The following is a 23,428-nucleotide window of genomic DNA, read 5'->3' on the forward strand; positions in this document are numbered from 1 at the left end:
TGGACGGGAAGGAGTTTTTTGAATGAAATTTTTACACACAGCTGATTGGCATATTGGTCGCAAACTTCATGGCTATTCCTTGTTAGAGGAGCAGTGGTCCGTTTTTCGCAAGCTCAAAAATATGGCTCTGAGTGAAAAGGTCGATGCTATTTTCTTGGCGGGGGATCTGTTTGATGTGTCTACGCCACCTGTATCTGCAACCAAGGCTTTGGATCAAATGCTCTATGAATTGAATGTGGAATTAGGCCTCCCTCTCTTTATTGTTTCCGGCAATCATGACGGTGCCAATCGTCTTCAATTTGGAACTCGTTGGATGAAACAAGGCCAACTGTATCTGGCCACCCAAATTGAACAAGCCTTAGAACCCATTGATTTTGGGGACTTTCAAATTTTTCTCCTTCCTTTTTTTCACCCTAGTGATGCCCGTCGTTTTTATGGGATTTCTGAGGAGAATAAAAGCCAAATGGAGACCATCCGTCAGGCTATGGAACGACTGGTTAAGGACATGGAGGCGCTGATCAAGCCGGATAAAAACCCAATTCTCATTAGTCATTTTTATGTTGCTGGTAAAGGAAACGAGGACTATCAGCTAATCAGTGAAGGGAAGTCTGAGATTGGGGGGCTCAACCATCTACCAACTAGTCTTTTTTCCAATTTTAGCTATGTCGCTCTAGGGCACTTGCATTCCCACCTCTCCAGTCCAAGTGAGAAGATTCGTTACTCGGGTTCCTTGCTGAAATTTGCAGTTGATGAACATTGGCAAGAAAAAGGAGTGCTGATTTTAGATTGGCAGCCTGAAGAGCTGGAGGTTACGTTTAAAGCTCTTCCAAGTTCCAAGGACATCCGTCTGATTCGTGGAACGTATGAGGATATCACCGCAAAAAACTTTGTGGCCAAGATTCAGGCTGAAGGGCCTGCCTACTACAGTATTCGACTTACTGAAAAACCTCAAGGAATTCGCAATTTAAGGGATTCCTTGGCAGTCTATTATCCAGATATTCTGGATATTCGCATCGAGGAAGAAGCGAAGAAAGCCAGAAATAAGTTCTGGATTCAGGAACGTTTAGAATCTCCCATGGAGATCATCCATCAATTTTTTCAGGAACAGACGGGGCATGAATTAAGTCAGCAACAAGTAGACTGGATTGAAGCCAGTCTTTTAGAAACGAAGGAGGAAGTATGAAGCCGATTCGCCTAGAAGCCAAAAATATTGGCCCTCACGCCCAGCTAGATCTAGACTTCCGTGATTATGCGGATAGCCTCTTTCTAATCTCAGGTGATACGGGGTCTGGGAAAACAACCATCTTTGATTTGTTGGTCACAGCACTTTACTACAACAATGCCCAATTTAAGATTGGAGATAAGCGCTTTATCGATTTGCGGAGTGAATTTGCGTCCTTTTCTCCCAAAGAACCATCGAGTGTCCTTTTGGAGTTCAGCCATCGAAATCGGGTCTACCGTGTGGAGAGATCTTGGACTCCCAAACGAGTTACTTGGGACTCCGAAAGGCCGTTTAATAGTCTTTTTCGGGACCAACATCTTTTCTCTGAGGTTCAAGATGGCCACTTGGTCGGACCTAGTTACACCAAGCTTGCGGAGGTGACCCAAGCTATTGAGGACCTACTGCACTTGAACAAGGATCAGTTTCAGCGTATTTTACTCTTACCTCAGCATAATTTCAAGCGCTTTTTATTAGCCAATTCCAAGGAGAAGGAGGAAATTCTCCAAACTCTTTTTGATGTCGATTCCTATCACCTTTTAATTGAAACTTTAAAAGAAAAACGGAAACAAGACCGCCAGAAAATTGAAGCCAGAGACTTGGAAATGGTCGTACTTGCCCGCAGCGTGGTGGGAGAAGAGGCAGCCCTTTTGGGACCAGATCAAATCCAGGAGGCAATGGCAAAGGCCCTTCAATCTTTTGACCAAGAAAAAAATGTTCAAGGTCAAAGGATCGAGACCTTGGAGGCGCAGGTTCAGGAAGTATCTGCAGAACTTAGGGCTTGGGAGAGCCGACTAGAATGGGAGCAGAATCTCAAGGAGCAGCAAATTCTGCAACGAGATTTATTGGCTTCCTATCCAACTTATGATGAGGATAAGAAGGAACTGACTCTCTTGGATCAATTGGAAGAGGGGCAGATTCTCTTAGACCGGCAGGAGCAATTGGATAAGCAAAAAGGAGTCTTGGCAAGAACCCAGGAGCAACTAGAGCAGGAAAAGTTGAATTTAGAGACTTTAAGCAAAGAATTTAGGGCAGAAGTAACGCGACTTGATCAGGTAGATGAAGAAGAACTTCGTCAGCAACTAATAGATCTGGAAAAGAAGCATCAGAAACTCCTAGAAGCTCGGCAACAAACCCAGCGGATCGCAAATAAGCAAACTGAACTTGCAAATCTTCAAGCAGACCAGAAAGAATACCAAGAGTTGCTTGAGCAGAATCAGGAAGGATTATCTCAGATTGACAGGAACCTACAAGAATTGAATCAGGAGTCTGCTTCTTGGTCTCAGCTAATGGGCTATCAGCAGCTGTACCATCAGCTTCGTCAACAAAATCAGAAACTGGAAGATAGAAAACAGGAATGGGCAAGTTTGAATGTGCAGTTGGAAAAGATTCAAACCCAAATTTCAGATTTAACAAGATCCAATCAAGAGCAAGATCTCGAAGCTCTTCAGAAACAAAGACTGACTGTGGCTTTGAATATGGTCCGCTCGCAAGTTCACGTCGGTGACGAGTGTCCAGTTTGCCAGAATAGAATCAGTGTGCTCCCTGTGGATCGGGAGACGGAGAGTGACGAAGACTTCCTGCAATTAGAAATTGCCTCTCACGAGAAACAGCTTGAACTGTCTCATTTGCAAGAATCTCGGGCTAGTTTGGAGAGCAACCTGACAATAGTGATGGATGAGGTAAAAACGGAGGAAGTAGCTTATCGGTCTCAGTTCGAACAATTGACCTCTCAGTTAGAACTCGAAGCATCTAGTTTAGAAGAGCTGGCGCAAGCCCTTGAAAATTACCAAGAAACCCTCGAGATTCAGGCAAAAAGGGCAGAAGAATTAAGAGAAGAAAGAGAGGGTGCATTGTCACTTCAAAATACCTATTCGCTTAAACTTCAAGAGCTTGGACTGGGCATGGACCAGGCCCGCCATCAATTGCAGGAATGGGAACAATCCTTAGGTGAGCTGAAGGAACAAGTTGAAAGTCAGAGTCTTGAAGCACTTGAAGAGAAGCTCGAAAAGCAAAAACGAGCATTGAAAAACCTTCAATTAGGCAAGAAAAATCTTTCGCGCTTAGAACTGCAATTAACAGCTCAGAGACAGGCCTATGAAACCAAACAGGAACAACTTGTTGAACAGGTCCGTGCTTACGAAGAGACTCGTTCTCAGAATAAAAAGGCAATGAAACAATTACAGGCAGAGGTCTTACCGGTTGCCGATTGGACTGAATTTCTGGAAATCCTTCAGGGAATATCTAAACGGAGTGATTTACGGCGGCGATTGACACAATTTGAGGCTCAATTGCAAGAGGTGCGAATGGAGCTAACGCGATTGGAGGCAAACGAACCTGACGCTGTTCAACTCGAGAATCCTCAGAAAAGGCAAGCTTTGCTTGCACAATTAGAGTCTGAACTAGAATTGAAGTGTGAAACACTTGTTCTGCTGCAGAGCCGTATTGATCATGCCCTAGAGATTGAAAAACAACTGGAGAATTTGAATCAGAATCAAGTTGAAAGCAATCTACTCTTTAGCCAGTTGGATCAATTGGTGCAAGTTCTTAGTGGTCAGACAGAGAGTCGTTTAGACATTAAAGCTTATGTCTTGCAGCATTATTTTAAGCAGATTGTGGAAGTTGCAAATGACCGTTACTATCATGATTTTTCCCAAGGACGCTACCAATTTGTTCTCAAAAACCAAAAATCCTCTGGTCGAAGTCTCGCGGGATTGGATTTAGATGTTCTGGACCAAGAAGTGGGTCAGTTAAGACCTGTTTCCACACTTTCGGGCGGGGAAAGCTTTCTCGCAAGTATGGCTCTTGCCTTAGCTACGTCTGATGTGATTCAAGAAAGTAAGGGCGGAATAGAACTAGAAGCCCTCTTTATTGATGAAGGCTTTGGAAGTCTAGATCAGGAGACTCTTTTGGTTGCCTTGGATGTTTTGGAGAGCCTAGGTCGTAACGGTCGCATGATTGGTTTGATCTCACACGTAGAAATTATGAAACAGGGAATTTCCAAACAGATACTTTTAGAGAAGCGAGGTTCTGGCCGCAGTTCTGTTCAGCAAGTTTCCTTATAATCTCTGAAATTTTTCACGATTTTTTTCAATAGTAGAAGCGCAAAGATTTGAAAACGCTGTCAGATTGTGGTATACTGATATCGAAAAAAATTAAAGGTAGGACTCGAACTATGAGTAAAATTGTTGTCATTGGTGCTAACCACGCTGGTACAGCTTGTATTAACACAATGTTGGATAACTTCGGTGATGAGAACGAAGTAGTTGTTTTTGATCAAAACTCCAATATTTCCTTCCTCGGTTGTGGAATGGCACTTTGGATTGGAAAACAAATCGACGGTCCAGAAGGTCTTTTCTATTCTGATAAGGAAACTCTTGAAGCTAAAGGGGCTCGCATCTACATGGAATCTCCAGTTCTTTCTGTAGACTATGATAAGAAAGAAGTAACGGCCCTTGTTGATGGCAAAGAGCACGTTGAATCATATGAGAAATTGATTTTTGCAACTGGTTCCCAACCAATTATTCCACCAATTAAAGGAGTAGAATTGGTCGAAGGAACTCGCGAGTTCAAAGCAACCCTTGAAAACCTTCAATTTGTAAAACTGTACCAAAACTCTGCAGAAGTAATTGAACGTCTTGAAAACAAAGATATTAAACGAGTTGCTGTTGTTGGTGCAGGTTATATCGGTGTTGAGTTGGCAGAAGCCTTCGAACGTGTTGGTAAAGAAGTTGTCTTGATTGATATTGCTGAAACTTCCTTGAATGGTTACTATGACCGCGAACTATCAGATATGATGAATAAGAACTTGGAAGATCATGGAATTCGTTTGGCTTATGGCCAAAAAGTTCAAGCAGTTGAAGGAGATGGCAAAGTTGAGCGCATCGTAACCGATAAAGAAACCTTCGATGTTGACATGGTTGTCTTGGCTGTTGGTTTCCGACCAAATACAGAACTTGGAGCAGGCAAAATCGAACTTTACCAAAACGGTGCCTTCCTTGTTGATAAGAAACAAGAAACAAGCATTCCGGGTGTGTACGCAATTGGTGACTGTGCAACCATCTATGACAACTCTCTTGGTAAACCAAGCTACATCGCCCTTGCTTCAAATGCAGTTCGCTCTGGTATCGTAGGTGCCTTTAACGCAACTGGTCATGAACTTGAAGGAATTGGTGTTCAAGGTTCAAACGGTATCTCTATCTACGATCTTAAGATGGTTTCAACTGGTTTGACTCTTGAAAAAGCTAAAGCAGCTGGTTTCGATGCTGTTGAAACAGGTTTCAACGATCTTCAAAAACCTGAATTCATTAAACACAACAACTATGAAGTGGCGATCAAGATTGTTTACGATCGTACAACTCGTCAAATTCTTGGGGCACAAATGGCTTCGAAAGAAGATATGTCTATGGGAATTCACATGTTCTCTTTGGCTATCCAAGAGCATGTAACCATTGATAAGTTGGCCTTGACGGATATCTTCTTCTTGCCACACTTTAACAAGCCATACAACTACATCACAATGGCTGCATTGACTGCCGAATAAAAGAGATATTGAAAAAGACTTGGGATTTTCTCAAGTCTTTTCATCTGTTTTAGAAATTTTCAAAAACGAACTTTCTGCTGATGTGGATTCAATATCGTTGACAATTTTCGGACAATTCTGTATAATATTTCCAGAAAGGTCGGTTTTAATACTCAAAACAGTTCGAAATATGAAACGAATTTTAATTCAGGAATTGGATTGAAATTTATAGATGATGAAGCAAGCATCGCTTGCCATCAATCCGATGAAGACAGGACTTAGGGTTCGGCGAAGAGGATTCACACATTCAGATTTTGAAATGTAATGAGTATGAATACCTGTCTATGCTTAGTATTGACAGGTAAATAATGTTAGAGGTGCCGTCATGTTAAACGAGTTTCCCATTTTTGATTATGAAGATATTCAATTAATTCCCAATAAGTGTATTATTTCAAGCCGTTCTCAAGCGGATACAGAGGTGACATTTGGGAAGCATACATTTAAGCTACCGGTTGTACCAGCCAATATGCAAACCATTGTAGACGAGGAACTGGCTGAGAAGCTAGCACGTGAGGGGTATTTTTACATCATGCATCGCTTTGATGAAGCAGCCCGTATTCCTTTTATTAAAAAAATGAAAGAGCAAGGTCTGATTTCCTCGATTTCTGTGGGGGTAAAAGACTATGAGTATGACTTTGTGAGTCAGCTCAAAGAAAATGTCCCAGACTATATCACCATTGACATTGCCCATGGGCATGCGGACAGTGTTATCAAAATGATTCAGCATATCAAAAGAGAACTACCTGAGACTTTTGTCATTGCTGGAAATGTTGGGACACCAGAAGCTGTGCGTGAGTTGGAGAATGCAGGTGCAGATGCAACGAAAGTGGGAATTGGCCCTGGTAAGGTTTGTATCACAAAAGTCAAAACTGGATTTGGTACAGGTGGCTGGCAATTGGCAGCACTCCGGTGGTGTGCTAAAGCAGCTCGTAAACCGATTATTGCGGATGGTGGAATTCGTACCCATGGTGATATTGCTAAGTCTATTCGTTTTGGTGCCAGCATGGTGATGATTGGATCACTCTTTGCAGGCCATACCGAGAGTCCTGGTAAATTGATTGAGGAAAATGGACAAGCCTTCAAAGAGTACTATGGCTCTGCCTCTCAATTCCAAAAAGGGGATTATAAAAACGTTGAAGGGAAGAAAATCCTGTTACCAGCGAAAGGTTCCATTTTTTCAACCCTCAAAGAAATGCAGGAAGATCTTCAAAGTTCGATCTCTTATGCAGGTGGACGAGACCTCGAAAGTCTCCGAAAAGTAGATTATGTGATTGTGAAAAATTCCATCTGGAATGGAGATAGTTTGTAAGAAACATCCAGGTCTTGAATTGGCCTGGATTTTCCTTTATAGAGGTTAGCGTTTTTGGTATACTAGTGATGACCTTATACTCAAATACTCTTTTAGTTTATCTTTTATTACTGTGTTAGATCGTCTTGCTGTACTTCAGTACTGTCTGCGACTTGCTGCCTTGTACTAAAAGCAAACTAAAAGACTATATTACTGTGTTAGCTGGTCTTGCTGCACTTAGTTAAAATTTTCTTCGAACATTTTAACAGAAATCTCAAAATCTCTGAGGGAAATTTTGAGCTGTCTATTATTCGCTGCCTTGTACTAAAAGCAAACGAATAGACTTTAACAGTTGAAAATCTGACTGTCTGAATCCTTTTCACCAAACCTCGTGTTTTGTATGCCTTATTGATGGTAAGCTATCCTTGCTTTAGAACCGATCCATTTTAAGCCACTTCCTGGATTAAAATGTGTTTCAGATTTTAACTTGTTCCGAGTAGTCGAAAAATTTTGAATGGAGGTGAATCATGCATCAAACCTATTCTAACTCTGAAAAAGTGAAAGTCTTTTTTCAAATCTTTTTACCCATTTTGGTTTACCAAGTCGCGAATTTTTCAGCCTCCTTTATTGATACGATGATGACAGGGCAGTATGGTACCTTGGATTTGGCTGGGGTTGCGATGGCGACGAGTATTTGGCATCCGATGTTTACCTTAGTTACTGGGGTGCTGTCGGCTATTGTTCCCATTATCGGCTATCATCTAGGCCAAGGGCAAAAGGGGAAGGTTGCTAGAGATGTTTGGCAGTTTATTTATCTGTCCCTTTGTTTAGCAGCCTTTCTTTTTCTGATTATTGGATTTGGTGCCCCCCTTTTGTTAGAGAGTTTAGGCTTGCAAACAGAAGTTTTGCGGGTGGGAAAAGATTATCTGCACTTTATGCTTTTGGGGATTTTACCCCTCTTGCTTTTTAGTGTATTCCGCTCTTTTTTTGATGCCTTGGGACTAACAAAATTGTCCATGTATCTGATGTTGCTTCTCCTCCCTTTTAATGCCTTCTTTAACTATTTGTTAATTTATGGCGTTGGTCCCGTCCCTGAATTGGGAGGAGCAGGAGCGGGGTTGGGGACTTCTATGGCTTACTGGGCTTTATTATTAGTCATTCTAGGTGTCATGTATTGGCATCCTGAGATGAAAGGCTATCGTATTTTTAAACCACAAGGTCTGTATCTTCCAGGTTTTATCGAAGGTTGGAAACTTGGTTTGCCAATTGGTGGAGCTGTTTTTGCAGAGTCTGCTATTTTTGCTGCGGTTGGATTTTTTATGGCTCGCTTTTCTTCAGAAGTGATTGCCAGTCATCAGGCAGCTATGAATTTTTCGAATATGATGTATGCCTTTCCTTTGTGTGTTTCCATGACTATGGCCATTATCATTTCTTATGAAAAAGGCGCAGAACGATCAGAAGATGTTCTAGCTTATAGTCGCATTGGTCGACTCATGGCGATTCTGTTCGCAGCAGCCACTCTGATTTTCCTATACGTTTTCCGGAATCAGGTAGCTGCGCTCTATGGGAAAGAACCTGAGTTTATCAGGCTGACCAGCCATTTCCTGATTTATGCCCTATTCTTCCAATTTGCTGATGCCTTGGTATCACCAATTCAGGGAATTTTGCGGGGCTATAAGGATACGACCTATCCTTTTGTTATTGGAATTATTAGCTATTGGATTATCGCCCTTCCTTTGGGTTACCTCTTAGATATTCTTGCTGGTTTCGGACCATATGGTTATTGGATTGGACTTAATATAGGCTTATGGGCTTGTGCACTCCTCTTACAATGGCGAATGGTGTCTGTTCAAAAACAGGATAGGCTGCTCTCTCAAGAGTAAGAAAAAAACGACAGTTTAAAGCTGTCGTTTTTGTAATGGATTTGATCCTCATTAGGATTTGGTTTTCATTTTTCCTTGAGGATAATACGTTCCTTCAGGGAGGTCTCGAATAAAGACATGGATGGCTTCCTTTGGAGCCCCTGTGTGTTTCATAACAGATTCGGTTACCTCCGCAGCAAGAGCTTGTTTTTGCTCAAGAGAGCGTCCTTCAAAGAGTTCAATTTTTACAAATGGCATAACGATTCCTCCTCGTAATCCATTGTACCATATTGTAACGTGGGAAAAGACTGTAAGTTTGGTCTGATTTCGTGTATAATAGGTAAGAAATAATTTTTTAGAAAGTTGAATGATGGCGCAGCTTTATTTTAAGTATGGGACAATGAATTCGGGGAAGACCATTGAAATTCTCAAAGTAGCCCATAATTATGAAGAACAGGGGAAGCGAGTTCTCATTATGACTTCAGCTGTAGATACACGAGATGGAGTTGGAATGGTCTCGAGTCGCATTGGGATGCGGCGGGAAGCCTTGGCAATTGATGATGATTTTGATGTCTTTGGATTTATTCAGGAGGAGCAAAAGCAAGAGGAGCTTTATTGTGTTCTCATTGATGAAGCTCAATTTTTAAAACGGCATCATGTTTTTGCCCTGGCCAGGGTAGTAGATGAATTAGACATTCCGGTTATGGCCTTTGGTTTGAAAAATGATTTCCGAAATGAGTTGTTTGAAGGATCTAAATACCTTTTACTTTTCGCAGACAAGATTGAAGAGATTAAAACGATCTGTCACTATTGTTCCAAAAAAGCAACAATGGTCCTTCGGATGCAGGATGGATCCCCCATGTATGACGGAGAACAAATTCAAATTGGTGGGAACGAAACCTATGTCTCGGTATGTAGAAAGCACTATTTTAATCCGGAATTAGAAGGAGTTAGCTAAGCATGAATATTTATGATCAATTGCAGGCGGTAGAGGATCGCTACGAGGAATTGGGGGAACTTTTAAGTGATCCGCAAGTCGTTAGTGACACCAAGCGTTTCATGGAACTTTCCCGTGAAGAAGCCTCGACACGCGAAACAGTTGCCGCCTATCGGGAATACAAACGGATTTTGCAATCCATTACGGATGCTGAAGAAATGATTAAAGATGCAGCGGGTGATGCTGAATTGGAAGAAATGGCTAAAATGGAGCTTAAGGAATCCAAGCAGGCTAAGGAAGAATATGAAGAGAAGTTAAAAATCTTGTTGCTTCCAAAAGATCCGAATGATGATAAAAACATTATCTTGGAAATCCGTGGTGCGGCAGGTGGAGACGAAGCGGCACTCTTTGCAGGCGATCTCCTGACCATGTATCAGAAATACGCAGAGACTCAAGGATGGCGTTTTGAAGTTATGGAAACGTCCATGAATGGCGTCGGTGGTTTCAAAGAAGTTGTGGCTATGGTATCTGGTCAGTCTGTCTATTCTAAACTCAAATATGAATCTGGAGCCCATCGGGTTCAACGGGTTCCTGTGACGGAAAGTCAAGGACGAGTTCATACTTCGACGGCAACCGTGCTTGTGATGCCAGAGGTTGAAGAGGTCGAATACGATATTGATCCAAAAGATTTGCGGATTGATATTTACCATGCGTCTGGAGCCGGTGGTCAGAACGTCAACAAAGTTGCGACGGCTGTTCGGATTGTACACTTGCCAACCAATATTAAAGTGGAAATGCAAGAAGAGCGGACTCAGCAGAAAAACCGGGATAAAGCGATGAAAATTATTCGTGCCCGCGTTGCGGACCATTTTGCTCAAATTGCGCAAGAAGAGCAGGATGCAGAGCGTAAGTCTACCATTGGTACAGGTGACCGTTCGGAACGGATTCGTACCTATAACTTCCCGCAGAATCGAGTGACAGACCATCGTATTGGTCTAACCCTCCAAAAGCTAGACAGCATTTTATCTGGTAGATTGGATGAAGTGGTGGACGCCCTTGTTTTGTATGACCAAACTCAGAAGTTAGAGGCCTTAAACAATTAGATGAGATATAGCCAACGATTCCAAGAATTTCACGACCAACTTTCCCATGTTGGTGAGGAGCCAGAAGCCTTTGACCTTATGGTTCGGAAACTGTTTGACTTGACCTTTACGGATTTTGTTTTCTTTTTGCAAAAAGAAGAAGAAGCTGAGGTGCTTACCCAGTTGAGGTCTTATCATAAGCGCTTGATGGACCATGAACCGGTCCAGTATATACTTGGTTCAACGGACTTTTGTGGCTATGAATTTCTCGTAGATGAGCGGGTCCTAATCCCTAGACCTGAAACGGAAGAATTGGTTGACTTGATTTTAGATGAAAATCCGGATCACGGTCTAAATGTCATAGATATCGGAACGGGTAGTGGAGCCATCGCCTTATCCTTAGCAAAGAATCGACCAACATGGAATGTATGGGCAACGGATATTTCAAAGGAAGCTCTGGAAGTAACAAGGTTGAACCGGCAAAGACTCGAATTGGAAAAACAGGTAAACTTGGTAGAAAGCAATCTTTTGGAACAAGTGACAGGATCTTTTGATATCCTAGTTTCGAATCCTCCTTATATCGCTTGGGAAGATCAAGCTGAGGTTGGTCAAAATGTTCTTCACTCGGAACCACATTTAGCCCTTTTTGCGGATGAAGGTGGCTTGGCCCTATACAGAAAATTGGCTGCAGAATCAGGTGCTTATTTACAACCAAATGGAAAAATTTATCTGGAGATTGGCTATAAACAAGGGGAAGCTGTGCGGCATCTCTTTCAAGAAGCTTTTCCCCAAGCGCGTGTACGAGTCCTCGCAGATCAATTTGGACAGGATCGGATGGTGGTAGTTGATGGAAATCTTAAAGGATGAGTTGGAAGCAGGACGAGCTGTCATTCTTCCAACCGAGACCGTTTATGGGCTTTTTGCAAAGGCTTTGAATCAAGAGGCTGTGGATTTGGTTTACGCTCTTAAGCAAAGACCAAGGGATAAAGCCCTGAATCTCAATATTGCAACTATCGATCCAGTAAAACTCTATGCAAGGGAGATTCCCCCTTATTTTGAGGAATTGGCAAAACATTTTTGGCCTGGGCCACTGACTATCTTGCTCAAGGCTAGTGATGCTGTGCCATTTTGGATTAATTCGGGCTTACCCAGTGTTGGCTTTCGGATGCCAGCTCATCCCATAACCTTAGAACTGATCCAAGAAGAAGGCCCCTTGATTGGCCCCTCCGCGAATTTGAGTGGTCAAGAGAGTGGTCAGGTGTTTAAGCAGATTCAAGAGGAGATCCCCGTTCCAGGTTTTGCAGATGATCCTTTTCTGACAGGAGTGGATTCCACTATTCTTGATTTATCTCAAGAGCAGGCCTGTATCTTACGACAAGGTGTGATTACTAAGGAAGACTTGAAAGCAGTTGTTCCCCAGCTAGAATTTAAAGAGGTGGAAAAATGATTTTTGAAAATAATGATTACCGGAACTATGACCCAGAACTCTGGGCAGCTATGGATGCGGAAGCAAAGCGTCAAGAAGACAATATTGAATTGATTGCCTCTGAAAATGTTGTTTCGAAAGCTGTGATGGCCGCTCAAGGATCCCTTTTAACGAATAAATATGCCGAGGGCTATCCAGGTCGCCGCTATTACGGTGGGACCGAAGCCGTGGATGTGGTTGAGAATTTAGCGATTGAACGGGCTAAAGAAATCTTTGGAGCTGGTTATGCCAATGTACAGCCTCATTCTGGTTCCCAAGCCAATGCCGCAGCTTACATGGCTTTAGTGCAGCCAGGAGATACCATTCTTGGAATGGATTTATCTGCTGGTGGCCATTTGACCCATGGTTCTCCGGTTAGCTTTTCAGGGAAAACCTACCATTTTGTTGCCTATAATGTGGATCCAGTAACAGAATTGCTTTCCTATGATGAGTTAGAAGCGTTGGCCAAAGAACACCAGCCAAAACTGATTGTAGCAGGAGCTTCAGCCTACTCACGGATTCTTGATTTTGAACGACTGCGTCAAATTGCGGATGCAGTGGATGCCTATCTCATGGTGGACATGGCTCATATTGCAGGATTGGTAGCAGCTGGTCTCCATCCCAATCCGATGCCGTTTGCTCATGTTGTAACTTCTACAACACATAAAACCCTTCGTGGTCCTCGTGGCGGTCTCATCTTGACCAATGATGAAGAGCTGGCTAAGAAAATCAATTCAGCTATTTTCCCTGGGATTCAAGGTGGACCTTTGGAGCATGTCATTGCGGCTAAGGCTGTTGCTTTTAAAGAAGTTCTAGATCCTGCGTTTAAAGAATACATGCAGCAAGTTTTGAAGAATACGCAAGCCATGGTGGAAGTCTTTCTTCAAGATGAGGATTTCCGTGTCATTTCAGGGGGATCTGATAATCACCTTTTCCTGGTAGATGTCACAAAAGTTGTGGAGAATGGAAAAGTTGCTCAGCAACTCTTGGATGATGTTCATATTACCTTGAATAAGAATTCCATTCCTTATGAGCAGTTATCCCCATTTAAAACATCCGGTATTCGAATTGGTACGCCAGCTATTACAGCTCGTGGATTCAAGGAAGAAGAAGCACGGAAAGTTGCCCACTTAATCCTTAAAACTCTTAAAGCAAACGGAAATCCAGAAGAATTAGAAGAAGTAAAAGCAGGGGTGGCTGAATTAACAAGCGCCTTCCCACTATACAAGGACTAGTATGGATATTTACATTAAAGAAGCGATTATTCATCAATTTTCTCCTCAAAGTTTAGACCTTCAATTTTCCCAAGAATCCCTAGAATTGTCTCCCCGTATTGATGAATATCTTAGGAAAAAAATTGAAAAAGTTTACTCAGATGATGCTAAAAAAGGTGCTTTCGAATCTGAAAACACCTTTTTCAGTCACATCCAAGATGATTTGAGGGAAAGCTCTATTGCCATTAGCCAGCTCTGGTTAGAAGCCTTTAAGGAGGCTGAAAATCAGAAAATGAATGACTTAGTGTTTGTCAATTTTGATAAAGAAGGACAAAATCACTTTGCCTTTTTGCGTCTAGTGCTTAGAGATTCTCTAACCGATTTGGGGCAAGAAGAGAATCGGATCCAGCTAACCCAAAACCACCTTCCGGGATTTGGAGCTAGTCCAGATGAGGGCTTAGTTGTCAATCGGGTGACTGGCCAGTACTTTTTGCTGGAAAAACGAATCAAAGCTCAGGGGAGTTTCCTTCACTATTTTTCAGAAAAATTATTAGAAGTTGAGTTGGCTCCATCACCTAAAAAATCCATTCAAACCATGGAAAAAGCTGCGCAAAAAATTGCGGAGAGTTTTCAGGCAGATGATTTTCAGTTCCAGTCAAAACTAAAGTCATCCCTGCATAAAAACTTGGAGGCAAAACAGGAATTACGGCCAGAAGACATTGCGAATGATTTATTTGAGGATAATTTAACCGCGCGTCTAACTTTTATTGACCAGATGAAGGAAGAAGTTCCGGAAGCCATTCAATTCCAAGAAATTGATAGCCAGCGACAACTTAAACGATTGGAAAACCAAAAGCTTTCCCTATCAAATGGAATTCAGTTAATTGTGCCCAATCCGGTTTATGAAGATGCTGAATCAGTAGAGTTTATCATGAATGAGGATGGAACCTATTCGATTCTTATCAAAAATGTGGATGCGATTGAGAGTCTCTAATGATCAAACGAATATTTAGTTTCTTATTGATTTTGCTTGTATTTTTAGGAATGTGGAAAGGCTGGCAAACGGCACAGACGGTTGCCCATGTACGTTCTTACCAGCCGCTAGTTGAAGAGGCTTTGAGGAAAGAAAATTCGACCTTGGATTCTGATCTGGTTCTTGCCGTTATTTACACTGAAACCAAGGGGCAGGGGCAAGATGTTATGCAGGCCAGTGAGAGCCTGACTGGCCAGGTTGACTCACTGGCAACCCCCCAAGAAAGTATTGAACATGGGGTAAAAACTCTAAATAGCTATTACCTACATGGTCAAGAATTGGGAGTTGATGAGTGGACCTCTGTGCAGGCTTATAATTTTGGGAAAGCCTATATCGATTATGTGGCTAAGAATGGACAGAAAACGAGTCTCGAATTAGCCCAGACTTACTCACGGGATGTAGTTGCTCCTAGTCTTGGAAATATGAGTGGCGAGACCTACGCTTACTGGACCCCAATTTCCATCTTTCATGGACATGAACTCTACCGAAATGGTGGAAATTACTTTTATGCCAATCAAGTTCGTTTGAATCTGGATTTGATTCGCTTTTTTGAGCGCTTTGGCTAGCTTGATTTCCCCATTTTTAGCTAGCTTTTGATAAAATAAAAACAGGAGAGTAAGGGAGTGGAACTGTGACCAGAAGAATAAAGGCAATTTGGGCTCAAGACCAGAAGGGACTGATTGGGCAGGATGGACATCTCCCCTGGCGAATTCCAGAAGAATTGGCTCATTTTAAAGCGACTACAATGGGTCAAGCTATGCTCATGGGCCGTGTAACCTTTGAAGGTATGGGCAAGCGCGTGTTACCAGGACGGAAAAGTCTCATTTTGACGAGAGATCCGAATTATCAGGTGGATCATCCGGATGTTCTGGTCCTTCAATCTGTGGAAGAGGTTTTGAATTGGTACCAACATCAAGAGCTAGAGCTTTATGTCATCGGTGGCCGTGAGATTTTCTGTGCCTTTAAAGAGAATCTGGATGAGCTGATTTGTTCTGAAATTCAGGGGGTCTTTGAAGGAGATGTTTATTTCCCTGCAGAATTTCCTTGGAAGTCCTTTGAGCTGGTTGAGCAGATTGAGCAGGAAACGGCTACTTTTCCCTTCACCATCTATAAATACAGGAGGATCACATAAAGGATGGAACGCAATCTATTCGGCCTTTTTACGGCCTTGCTTGGAGTTATTTGTGTTTTGTGTGCCTTGCAATCTTTTCAAAAACGGCGCTATGGCTTAACTGCATTTTTTATGTTGAATGCCTTCACCAATTTAGTGAACACGATTCACGCCATTTATAATACCTTATTTTAATCTAGGAGTTAGATTTACATATGTCGAAATCGAGATCAAATGAAGTCATGATTTATTGTTCGTTTTGTGGTAAGAATCAAGATGAAGTTAAGAAAATCATTGCTGGAAATAATGCATTCATCTGTAATGAATGTGTCGAATTAGCTCAGGAAATTATTCGAGAAGAGTTAGCCGAGGAAGTGTTGGCCGACCTTTCTGAAGTGCCAAAACCACAAGAGCTGTTAGCTATTTTGAACCATTATGTTATCGGACAAGATCGGGCCAAGCGCGCTCTAGCAGTTGCTGTTTATAACCATTACAAACGGATCAATTTCCACGATAATCGGGATGATGATACGGATGTTGAGCTGCAAAAATCCAATATCCTCATGATTGGTCCAACAGGATCCGGAAAGACTTTCCTGGCTCAAACTTTGGCAAAAAGCTTGAATGTTCCTTTTGCCATCGCTGATGCGACTGCCTTGACTGAAGCTGGATACGTCGGAGAAGACGTCGAAAACATTCTGCTAAAATTACTCCAAGCAGCTGATTTCAATATTGAACGTGCTGAGCGGGGAATCATTTATGTGGATGAGATTGATAAAATTGCTAAGAAGAGCGAGAATGTCTCTATTACCCGTGATGTATCCGGAGAAGGCGTTCAACAAGCCCTTCTCAAAATTATTGAGGGAACTGTTGCAAGTGTACCACCTCAAGGTGGACGAAAACACCCACAACAGGAAATGATTCAAGTGGACACCAAGAATATTCTCTTTATCGTTGGAGGTGCCTTTGACGGTATTGAAGAGATTGTTAAACAACGTCTAGGAGAAAAGATTATTGGCTTTGGTCACAACAACAAGGCAATTGATGAAAATGGTTCTTATATGCAAGAAATCGTTTCAGAGGATATTCAAAAATTCGGTATTATTCCAGAATTGATTGGACGTTTGCCTGTCTTTGCGGCTTTAGAGCCACTTGAAGTGCAAGATTTGGTCCGTATTCTTAAGGAGCCAAGAAATGCCTTGGTTAAACAGTACCAGACACTTCTCTCTTATGATGATGTTGACTTGGAATTTGAAGATGGAGCCTTGGAAGAAATTGCCCGTTTAGCCATTGACCGTAAGACAGGAGCTCGTGGACTTCGCTCTATCATTGAAGAAACCATGATGGATGTTATGTTTGAAGTTCCAAGTGAAGAGAATGTCAAGACGGTACGGATTACCAAAGAAGCTGTTCTTGGCTTGGAAAAACCAATTCTGGAAACAGCTTAACAAAGGAAGCAGGGAGGGGAGAGTGGGACAGAACAGTTTTCTACAAAAACTGTTCGATACAAGTCTTTTTTTCAAGTTGTAAGCTGAAACGGTTTCTCCCCAAACCGTTTCACTCCCACCTTCGCACTGTTGATTAGGTTGTTTTCAGAGGTCAAAGAGTCAGGAATTGACTCTTTGAGTTTCTGGATAGGAGAACATGAAATGTTCTCTCAATAAAGAGATCGAAAACACCGATCAACCACTGCGTCAAAATATTTTTATAGTCTTTTAGTTTACTTTTAGTACAAGGCAGCGAGTCGTAGACAGTACTGAAGTACGGCAAGACGTGCTAACACAGTAATAAAAGATAAACTAAAAGAGTATACTAACTAAAATAGGAAGGTTGAGACTTTGGTCACAACCTCTTTTTTAAGGAGAAGTTAATGGAACTAAATACCCACAATGCGGATCTTTTATTGAGTGCCACCAATAAGAGTCACTATCCTCAGGATGACATCCCTGAAATTGCTATGGCTGGTCGCTCCAATGTTGGAAAATCCAGTTTTATTAATGGGATACTCAATCGTAAAAATCTAGCTCGAACCTCTAGCAAACCTGGAAAAACTCAGTTATTAAATTTCTTCAATATCGACGATCAGTTGCGTTTTGTAGATGTCCCTGGTTATGGATATGCCAAGGTTTCGAAGAAGGAGCGGGAAAAATGGGGAAAAATGATTGAAGAGTACCTAACAAGTCGCGATAATCTGCGAGCCGTTGTTAGCCTTGTTGATTTTAGGCATGCTCCTTCACAAGATGATGTCCAAATGTATGATTTCCTTAAGTATTATGAAATTCCGGTTATTTTAGTGGCTACCAAGGTTGACAAAATTCCTAAAAGCCGCTGGAATAAACATGAAAAGATGATTAAAGATAAACTAGACTTTGATTCAAATGATGATTTTGTTCTTTTTTCATCTGAAACAAAGTATGGCATTGATCAGGCCTGGGATGCCATTCTAGCAAAAATTTAGAATCATTTGTGATCAGGTGGGGTGCAGTGCCCTACCTTTTTATACGCTTTGAAAATCAAATTTAACCGTTGTCAGGTCAGACAGTCTAGTAGATTGTCTGAGATTCTAGTTGAAAAAACGAAGTTTTTGCCAACTTTGCCGTACTTATTTGAAACTTTCTTCGAAAGTTTTATAGTCTTTTAGTTTACTTTTAGTACAAGGCAGCGAGTCGTAGACAGTACTGAAGTACGGCAAGGCGAGCTAACACAGTAATAAAAGATAAACTAAAAGAGTATATCTTTAAGCTCAAAACATCCCCCAGAGAATTCGAGTTGTCTGCGGCTCATTTGCTAGTTTAATTTTTGATTTTCATTGAGTATTAGATGTCTTGAAATTACTGGTCTATTTTTCAATGGGGTCAATTTTTAGACGAAAAGATGGTATAATGAAAGGTGACTAAAACAAAGGATGAGAAGATGATAAGTAAAGAGATGATTCAACGAGAACTTGAGGGAGTCGATATTCGCTTTGATTATCCCTTAAAGGAATTTACCTATACAAAAGTAGGTGGACCTGTCGATTATCTGGTGTTTCCGCGTAATAAGTATGAATTGTTGCGGATTGTGAAATTAGCTAATCGAGAAGAGATACCTTGGATGGTGTTAGGGAACTCTAGTAACATCATTATTCGCGATGGTGGAGTTCGTGGTTTTGTGATTATGTTTAACCATCTGAATCATATTACGGTGGATGGATACATGATTGAAGCGGAAGCTGGAGCCAATTTGATTCAGACAACGCATGTTGCCCTGCACCATAGCCTGTCAGGTTTTGAATTTGCTTGTGGGATTCCAGGAAGCGTTGGTGGAGCGGTTTTCATGAATGCGGGAGCCTATGGCGGTGAAATTGGTCATGTTTTAGAGTCTTGTACGATTTTGACCAAAGAAGGAGAACTGAAAACATTAGAAAATCGGGATATGCGCTTTGGGTACCGCCATTCAGCTATTCAAGGGACTGGAGATATTGTGATCTCAGCTAAGTTTTCTCTGAAGCCTGGGGACCATCAGTTGATTGAACAGGAAATGAAGCGGTTGACACATTTAAGGGAATTGAAACAACCCTTGGAATACCCAAGTTGTGGTTCTGTTTTTAAACGTCCTCCTGGATATTTTGCGGGTCAATTAATCTCAGAGGCTAATTTGAAGGGACATCGAATCGGTGGTGTGGAAGTATCGACCAAGCATGCTGGCTTTATGGTGAATCGGTATGATGGGACGGCTGCGGATTATGAGCAACTGATTCAGGATGTTATTGAACGGGTAGAAAAGCATGCAGGTGTACGTTTAGAGCCTGAAGTTAGAATTATTGGAGACTACGAGTGAAACAACCAATTATTGAATTTCGGCATGTATCCAAAGTCTATGAGGATACTGGAACCCAGGTCTTAAAAGATATTAATTTTGAACTGGAAGAGGGGAAATTTTACACTCTTCTTGGAGCATCTGGTTCTGGAAAATCAACGATTTTGAATATGATTGCCGGACTCTTAGATCCCTCATCAGGAGACATTTTTTTGGATGGCCATCGTTTGAATGATGTTCCCATTAATCAGCGGGACGTTCATACGGTATTTCAGTCTTACGCCTTATTCCCACATATGAATGTGTTTGACAATGTGGCTTTTCCTCTTAAAGTTCGCAAGGTGGGGAAGGAAGAAATCGCTACACGTGTTAGCCAGGTTTTAAAAATGGTGCAGTTGTCTGGCTATGAAAAACGGTCAATTCGAAAATTGTCCGGTGGGCAGCGACAGCGGGTAGCCATTGCACGCGCCATTATCAATCAACCTCGAGTTGTTTTGTTGGACGAACCACTATCAGCCCTTGATTTAAAACTGAGAACTGACATGCAGTACGAGCTGCGTGAATTGCAACAGCGTTTGGGGATTACCTTTGTGTTTGTAACCCATGATCAGGAAGAAGCTTTGGCCATGAGTGACTGGATTTTTGTGATGAATGAAGGTGAGATTGTTCAGTCTGGGACACCCGTAGATATCTATGATGAGCCTATCAACCATTTTGTTGCTAGTTTTATTGGCGAATCCAATATTCTTCCAGGTACGATGATTGAAGATTACCTGGTTGAGTTTAATGGACAACGATTTGAAGCGGTTGATGGAGGAATGCGTCCTCGTGAATCCGTTGAAGTTGTTATCCGACCTGAAGATTTGCGAATTACCTTACCAGAAGAAGGAAAATTACAGGTTACAGTAGATACTCAATTGTTCCGGGGAGTTCATTATGAAATTATTGCCTATGATGAGCGTGGGAATGAGTGGATGATTCATTCAACTCGAAAAGCCATCGTAGGGGAAGTAATCGGATTGGATTTTGAACCCGAAGATATTCATATCATGCGTTTAAACGAAACTGAAGAAGAGTTTGATGCCCGTATTGAAGAGTACGTTGATATGGATGAACAAGAGGCCGGTCTAATCCAAGCGATTGAGGAGGAGCGAGATGAAGACAAGAATCACTAATCTCTTTTCCATCCCCTATATTCTGTGGATTTTGCTCTTTGTATTAGCTCCCTTAGCCTTGATTGTCTTTCAATCTTTCTTTACAATAGATGGTTCTTTTTCGCTGGATAATTTCAGAACATTTTTTCAAGCTGATAATGCTACCTATCTGAGGATGGGCTTTAACTCCATTTTGTATGCGAGTTTGATTACCTTATTAACGCTAGCCATCAGCTATCCCATGGCTTATTTTTTAACCCAGCTTAAGCACAAGGAGCTTTGGTTATTACTGATTATTCTTCCAACTTGGATCAATCTTCTCTTAAAAGCCTATGCCTTTCTAGGGATTTTTAGCCAAGATGGTGCGGTTAATCAATTTTTAACCTTTGTAGGGCTTGGTCCGCAGCAGCTGCTCTTTACGGACTTTTCTTTTTTGATGGTCAGTTCCTACATCGAATTGCCTTTTATGATTTTACCGATTTTTCATGCTTTGGATGAATTGGATAAGGCTGTTATCAATGCTTCCTATGACCTTGGTGGCAGTCGCTGGCAAACCTTTTGGTGGGTGATTTTCCCCATGTCTATGAAGGGCGTTCGCTCGGGTGTTCAAGCGGTCTTTATTCCTAGCCTTAGCCTTTTTATGCTGACTCGTTTGATTGGAGGAAACCGTGTTATTACCCTAGGGACTGCCATTGAGCAGCATTTCCTTATCACTGAAAACTGGGGGATGGGATCGACCATCGGAGTTGTTCTGATTTTGGCTATGTTACTGACGATGTGGTTGACGAGAGAGAGGACAGACGCATGAAAAAATTAGCAAATTTCTATCTTTTTCTTGTATTTGCCCTCCTGTATCTTCCTATTTTCTATCTCATTCTATATGCTTTCAATAAGGGTGGAGATATGAATGCCTTTACTGGGTTCACTTGGGAGCATTTTCGGACCTTGTTCTCCGATCAACGCTTAATCCTCATTTTAGCTCAGACCTTTTTCTTAGCCTTTTTGTCATCTAGTATTGCGACGACAATCGGTACTTTTGGGGCGATCCTTCTGCATCGAATGAAAAAGCCATTACAAGGTAGCCTCCTTGGATTTAACAATATCTTAATGGTGGCTCCGGATGTAATGACAGGTGCTAGTTTCTTGATTTTGTTTACGTTGATTGGATTTCAACTGGGGTTTATCTCTGTTCTCCTTAGTCACATAGCCTTTTCCATTCCCATTGTTGTCTTGATGGTTTTGCCACGCTTGCAAGAAATGAATGATGATATGATTAACGCTGCTTATGATTTGGGGGCATCGGAAGGACAAGTATTACGGGAAATTCTTTTTCCCTATCTAACTCCAGCTATTATTGCAGCTTATTTCATGGCCTTCACTTATTCTTTAGATGACTTTGCGGTCACCTTTTTTGTCACAGGAAATGGCTTTACGACATTGGCTGTTGAAATCTATTCTCGAGCTAGACGAGGTGTTTCCCTAGAGATTAACGCTCTATCCACTTTGGTCTTTCTTTTCAGTATCTTACTGGTCATTGGTTTTTATTTTATTTCTAGGCAAAAGGAGGAGGGGCAATGAAGCAGCTAATCAGCTTTTTAGCAGGAATCGGCTTAATCCTTCTAACCCTAGGAATGATGATTCTGCAACTTCAACCCAAAGATAGCCAAGATCAAAAACGGCCTTTGGTGATTTACAATTGGGGCGATTACATTGACCCAGAGCTCATTGAACAATTCACAGCAGAAACGGGAATCCGTGTTCAGTATGAGACCTTTGATTCCAACGAAGCTATGTATACCAAGGTCAAACAAGGAGGAACAACCTATGACATCGCCATTCCAAGTGAGTACATGATTCAGAAAATGTCTCAGGAAGGATTACTGGAGAAATTAGATCACAGTAAGATTGAGGGACTTGAACACATTGACCCATCTTTCCTGGATCAGAGCTTTGACCCTCAAAATACTTATTCTATTCCATATTTTTGGGGAACTCTTGGTATTGTTTACAATGACCAACTGATTAAGGATGTGCCTCAGCATTGGACTGATTTATGGAAACCTGAGTACAGGAATCAAATTATGTTAATTGATGGTGCGCGTGAGGTTATGGGCTTAAGTCTCAATTCTCTTGGGTTTTCGATTAATAGTCAAAAAATGTCTGAGTTGGAACAGGCGACAGAACATCTCTATCGCTTAACACCAAATATTAAGGCTATTGTGGCAGATGAGATGAAAACGTATATGATTCAGAACAATGCGGGCCTAGGGGTAACTTTTTCTGGGGAGGCTCGTCAAATGTTAGATGCAAACGAGCATCTCCATTACGTTGTCCCTCCTGAGGGATCGAATCTCTGGTTTGATAATATCGTCATTCCGCATACTGTCAAGAACCGTGAGGCTGCTTACGCATTTATCAACTTTATGCTACGGCCAGATGTAGCCCTTCAGAATGCCGAATATATCGGCTATTCAACCCCTAACCTAACGGCACAGGCTGAGTTACCTGATGAACTGCGATTAGACCAATCCTTTTATCCATCAGAAGAAGCCAAACAAAATCTGGAGGTCTATCAAAACCTAGGACCTAAATGGTTGGGAATCTACAATGATCTCTTTCTACAATTTAAAATGTATCCAAAATGAGTTTTGAAATTCTCATCATGTTAGGGGGAGTCTTGACT

The 23,428-nt window shown here is 41.7% G+C and carries 22 protein-coding genes; 21 read left to right on the forward strand and 1 reads right to left on the reverse strand.

The features are described from left to right. The first annotated feature begins 22 nt into the window (after window positions 1-22). From JEQ21_RS02320 to JEQ21_RS02340, 5 genes are all read left to right on the forward strand, one after another. Window positions 23-1,183: an exonuclease SbcCD subunit D gene (locus JEQ21_RS02320; RefSeq protein WP_199363800.1), complete on the forward strand. Its 1,161-nt coding sequence runs from the start codon at window positions 23-25 to the stop codon at window positions 1,181-1,183. Then, window positions 1,180-4,284 (forward strand): SbcC/MukB-like Walker B domain-containing protein, encoded by a 3,105-nt coding sequence (locus tag JEQ21_RS02325; RefSeq protein ID WP_199363801.1) that lies wholly within the window; start codon window positions 1,180-1,182, stop codon window positions 4,282-4,284. The genes JEQ21_RS02320 and JEQ21_RS02325 overlap by 4 nt, the downstream gene beginning before the upstream one ends. Window positions 4,285-4,394: 110 nt before the next feature. Further along, a complete protein-coding gene (gene nox, locus JEQ21_RS02330; protein WP_196966664.1) occupies window positions 4,395-5,762 on the forward strand; it encodes a H2O-forming NADH oxidase in 1,368 nt (455 codons plus the stop codon). A gap of 364 nt (window positions 5,763-6,126) precedes the next feature. After that, complete coding sequence (gene guaC / locus JEQ21_RS02335) at window positions 6,127-7,110, forward strand: GMP reductase (RefSeq protein WP_196090853.1); 984 nt, start codon at window positions 6,127-6,129, stop codon at window positions 7,108-7,110. Between the two features lie 506 nt (window positions 7,111-7,616). After that, the gene (locus tag JEQ21_RS02340) at window positions 7,617-8,972 is read left to right on the forward strand and encodes an MATE family efflux transporter (protein WP_199363802.1); all 1,356 of its coding nucleotides are present in this window, start codon (window positions 7,617-7,619) and stop codon (window positions 8,970-8,972) included. Window positions 8,973-9,023: 51 nt separating this feature from the next. Here the strand turns inward: JEQ21_RS02340 and JEQ21_RS02345 are convergent, their stop codons facing one another. Continuing rightward, entirely contained in the window at window positions 9,024-9,209 is a 186-nt protein-coding gene (locus JEQ21_RS02345) for a 4-oxalocrotonate tautomerase (RefSeq protein WP_199363803.1), read from the reverse strand. A 112-nt stretch (window positions 9,210-9,321) separates the two neighbouring features. Between JEQ21_RS02345 and JEQ21_RS02350 the strand changes: the two genes are divergently transcribed. From JEQ21_RS02350 to JEQ21_RS02425, 16 genes are all read left to right on the forward strand, one after another. After that, window positions 9,322-9,909, forward strand: a complete 588-nt coding sequence (locus tag JEQ21_RS02350; protein ID WP_196090873.1) for a thymidine kinase — start codon at window positions 9,322-9,324, stop codon at window positions 9,907-9,909. A gap of 2 nt (window positions 9,910-9,911) precedes the next feature. Beyond that, complete coding sequence (prfA, locus tag JEQ21_RS02355) at window positions 9,912-10,991, forward strand: peptide chain release factor 1 (protein ID WP_199363804.1); 1,080 nt, start codon at window positions 9,912-9,914, stop codon at window positions 10,989-10,991. Further along, complete coding sequence (prmC, locus tag JEQ21_RS02360; protein ID WP_199363805.1) at window positions 10,992-11,837, forward strand: peptide chain release factor N(5)-glutamine methyltransferase; 846 nt, start codon at window positions 10,992-10,994, stop codon at window positions 11,835-11,837. It begins immediately after the preceding gene. Beyond that, window positions 11,818-12,417 (forward strand): L-threonylcarbamoyladenylate synthase, encoded by a 600-nt coding sequence (locus JEQ21_RS02365; protein ID WP_199363806.1) that lies wholly within the window; start codon window positions 11,818-11,820, stop codon window positions 12,415-12,417. Before prmC ends, JEQ21_RS02365 begins: the two co-directional genes overlap by 20 nt. Further along, the gene (gene glyA, locus JEQ21_RS02370) at window positions 12,414-13,670 is read left to right on the forward strand and encodes a serine hydroxymethyltransferase (protein ID WP_199363807.1); all 1,257 of its coding nucleotides are present in this window, start codon (window positions 12,414-12,416) and stop codon (window positions 13,668-13,670) included. Before JEQ21_RS02365 ends, glyA begins: the two co-directional genes overlap by 4 nt. A 1-nt stretch (window position 13,671) precedes the next feature. Beyond that, window positions 13,672-14,643 carry a nucleoid-associated protein gene (locus JEQ21_RS02375; protein WP_196090860.1) on the forward strand — a complete coding sequence of 324 codons (972 nt, stop codon included), beginning with the start codon at window positions 13,672-13,674 and terminating at the stop codon, window positions 14,641-14,643. Next, window positions 14,643-15,248, forward strand: coding sequence for a lysozyme family protein (locus JEQ21_RS02380; RefSeq protein WP_199363808.1), 606 nt, complete (start codon window positions 14,643-14,645; stop codon window positions 15,246-15,248). Before JEQ21_RS02375 ends, JEQ21_RS02380 begins: the two co-directional genes overlap by 1 nt. Window positions 15,249-15,313: 65 nt before the next feature. Then, complete coding sequence (locus JEQ21_RS02385) at window positions 15,314-15,814, forward strand: dihydrofolate reductase (protein ID WP_199363809.1); 501 nt, start codon at window positions 15,314-15,316, stop codon at window positions 15,812-15,814. A gap of 3 nt (window positions 15,815-15,817) precedes the next feature. After that, window positions 15,818-15,988 (forward strand): hypothetical protein, encoded by a 171-nt coding sequence (locus tag JEQ21_RS02390; RefSeq protein WP_196090863.1) that lies wholly within the window; start codon window positions 15,818-15,820, stop codon window positions 15,986-15,988. A 20-nt stretch (window positions 15,989-16,008) separates the two neighbouring features. Further along, the gene (gene clpX / locus JEQ21_RS02395) at window positions 16,009-17,241 is read left to right on the forward strand and encodes an ATP-dependent Clp protease ATP-binding subunit ClpX (RefSeq protein ID WP_199363810.1); all 1,233 of its coding nucleotides are present in this window, start codon (window positions 16,009-16,011) and stop codon (window positions 17,239-17,241) included. Window positions 17,242-17,663: 422 nt separating this feature from the next. After that, a complete protein-coding gene (gene yihA / locus JEQ21_RS02400) occupies window positions 17,664-18,251 on the forward strand; it encodes a ribosome biogenesis GTP-binding protein YihA/YsxC (RefSeq protein ID WP_199363811.1) in 588 nt (195 codons plus the stop codon). Between the two features lie 455 nt (window positions 18,252-18,706). Further along, window positions 18,707-19,612: a UDP-N-acetylmuramate dehydrogenase gene (gene murB / locus JEQ21_RS02405; RefSeq protein WP_199363812.1), complete on the forward strand. Its 906-nt coding sequence runs from the start codon at window positions 18,707-18,709 to the stop codon at window positions 19,610-19,612. Then, entirely contained in the window at window positions 19,609-20,766 is a 1,158-nt protein-coding gene (locus tag JEQ21_RS02410; RefSeq protein ID WP_199363813.1) for an ABC transporter ATP-binding protein, read from the forward strand. The genes murB and JEQ21_RS02410 overlap by 4 nt, the downstream gene beginning before the upstream one ends. Continuing rightward, entirely contained in the window at window positions 20,747-21,553 is an 807-nt protein-coding gene (locus JEQ21_RS02415) for an ABC transporter permease (RefSeq protein WP_199363814.1), read from the forward strand. Before JEQ21_RS02410 ends, JEQ21_RS02415 begins: the two co-directional genes overlap by 20 nt. Next, window positions 21,550-22,323 (forward strand): ABC transporter permease, encoded by a 774-nt coding sequence (locus tag JEQ21_RS02420; protein WP_199363815.1) that lies wholly within the window; start codon window positions 21,550-21,552, stop codon window positions 22,321-22,323. The genes JEQ21_RS02415 and JEQ21_RS02420 overlap by 4 nt, the downstream gene beginning before the upstream one ends. Continuing rightward, on the forward strand, window positions 22,320-23,390 hold the full coding sequence (locus tag JEQ21_RS02425) for an ABC transporter substrate-binding protein (protein WP_199363816.1): 1,071 nt from the start codon (window positions 22,320-22,322) through the stop codon (window positions 23,388-23,390). Before JEQ21_RS02420 ends, JEQ21_RS02425 begins: the two co-directional genes overlap by 4 nt. Window positions 23,391-23,428: the final 38 nt, after the last annotated feature.

Source organism: Streptococcus sp. 121, assembly GCF_016458205.1.
In the GTDB taxonomy this organism is placed as follows: domain Bacteria; phylum Bacillota; class Bacilli; order Lactobacillales; family Streptococcaceae; genus Streptococcus.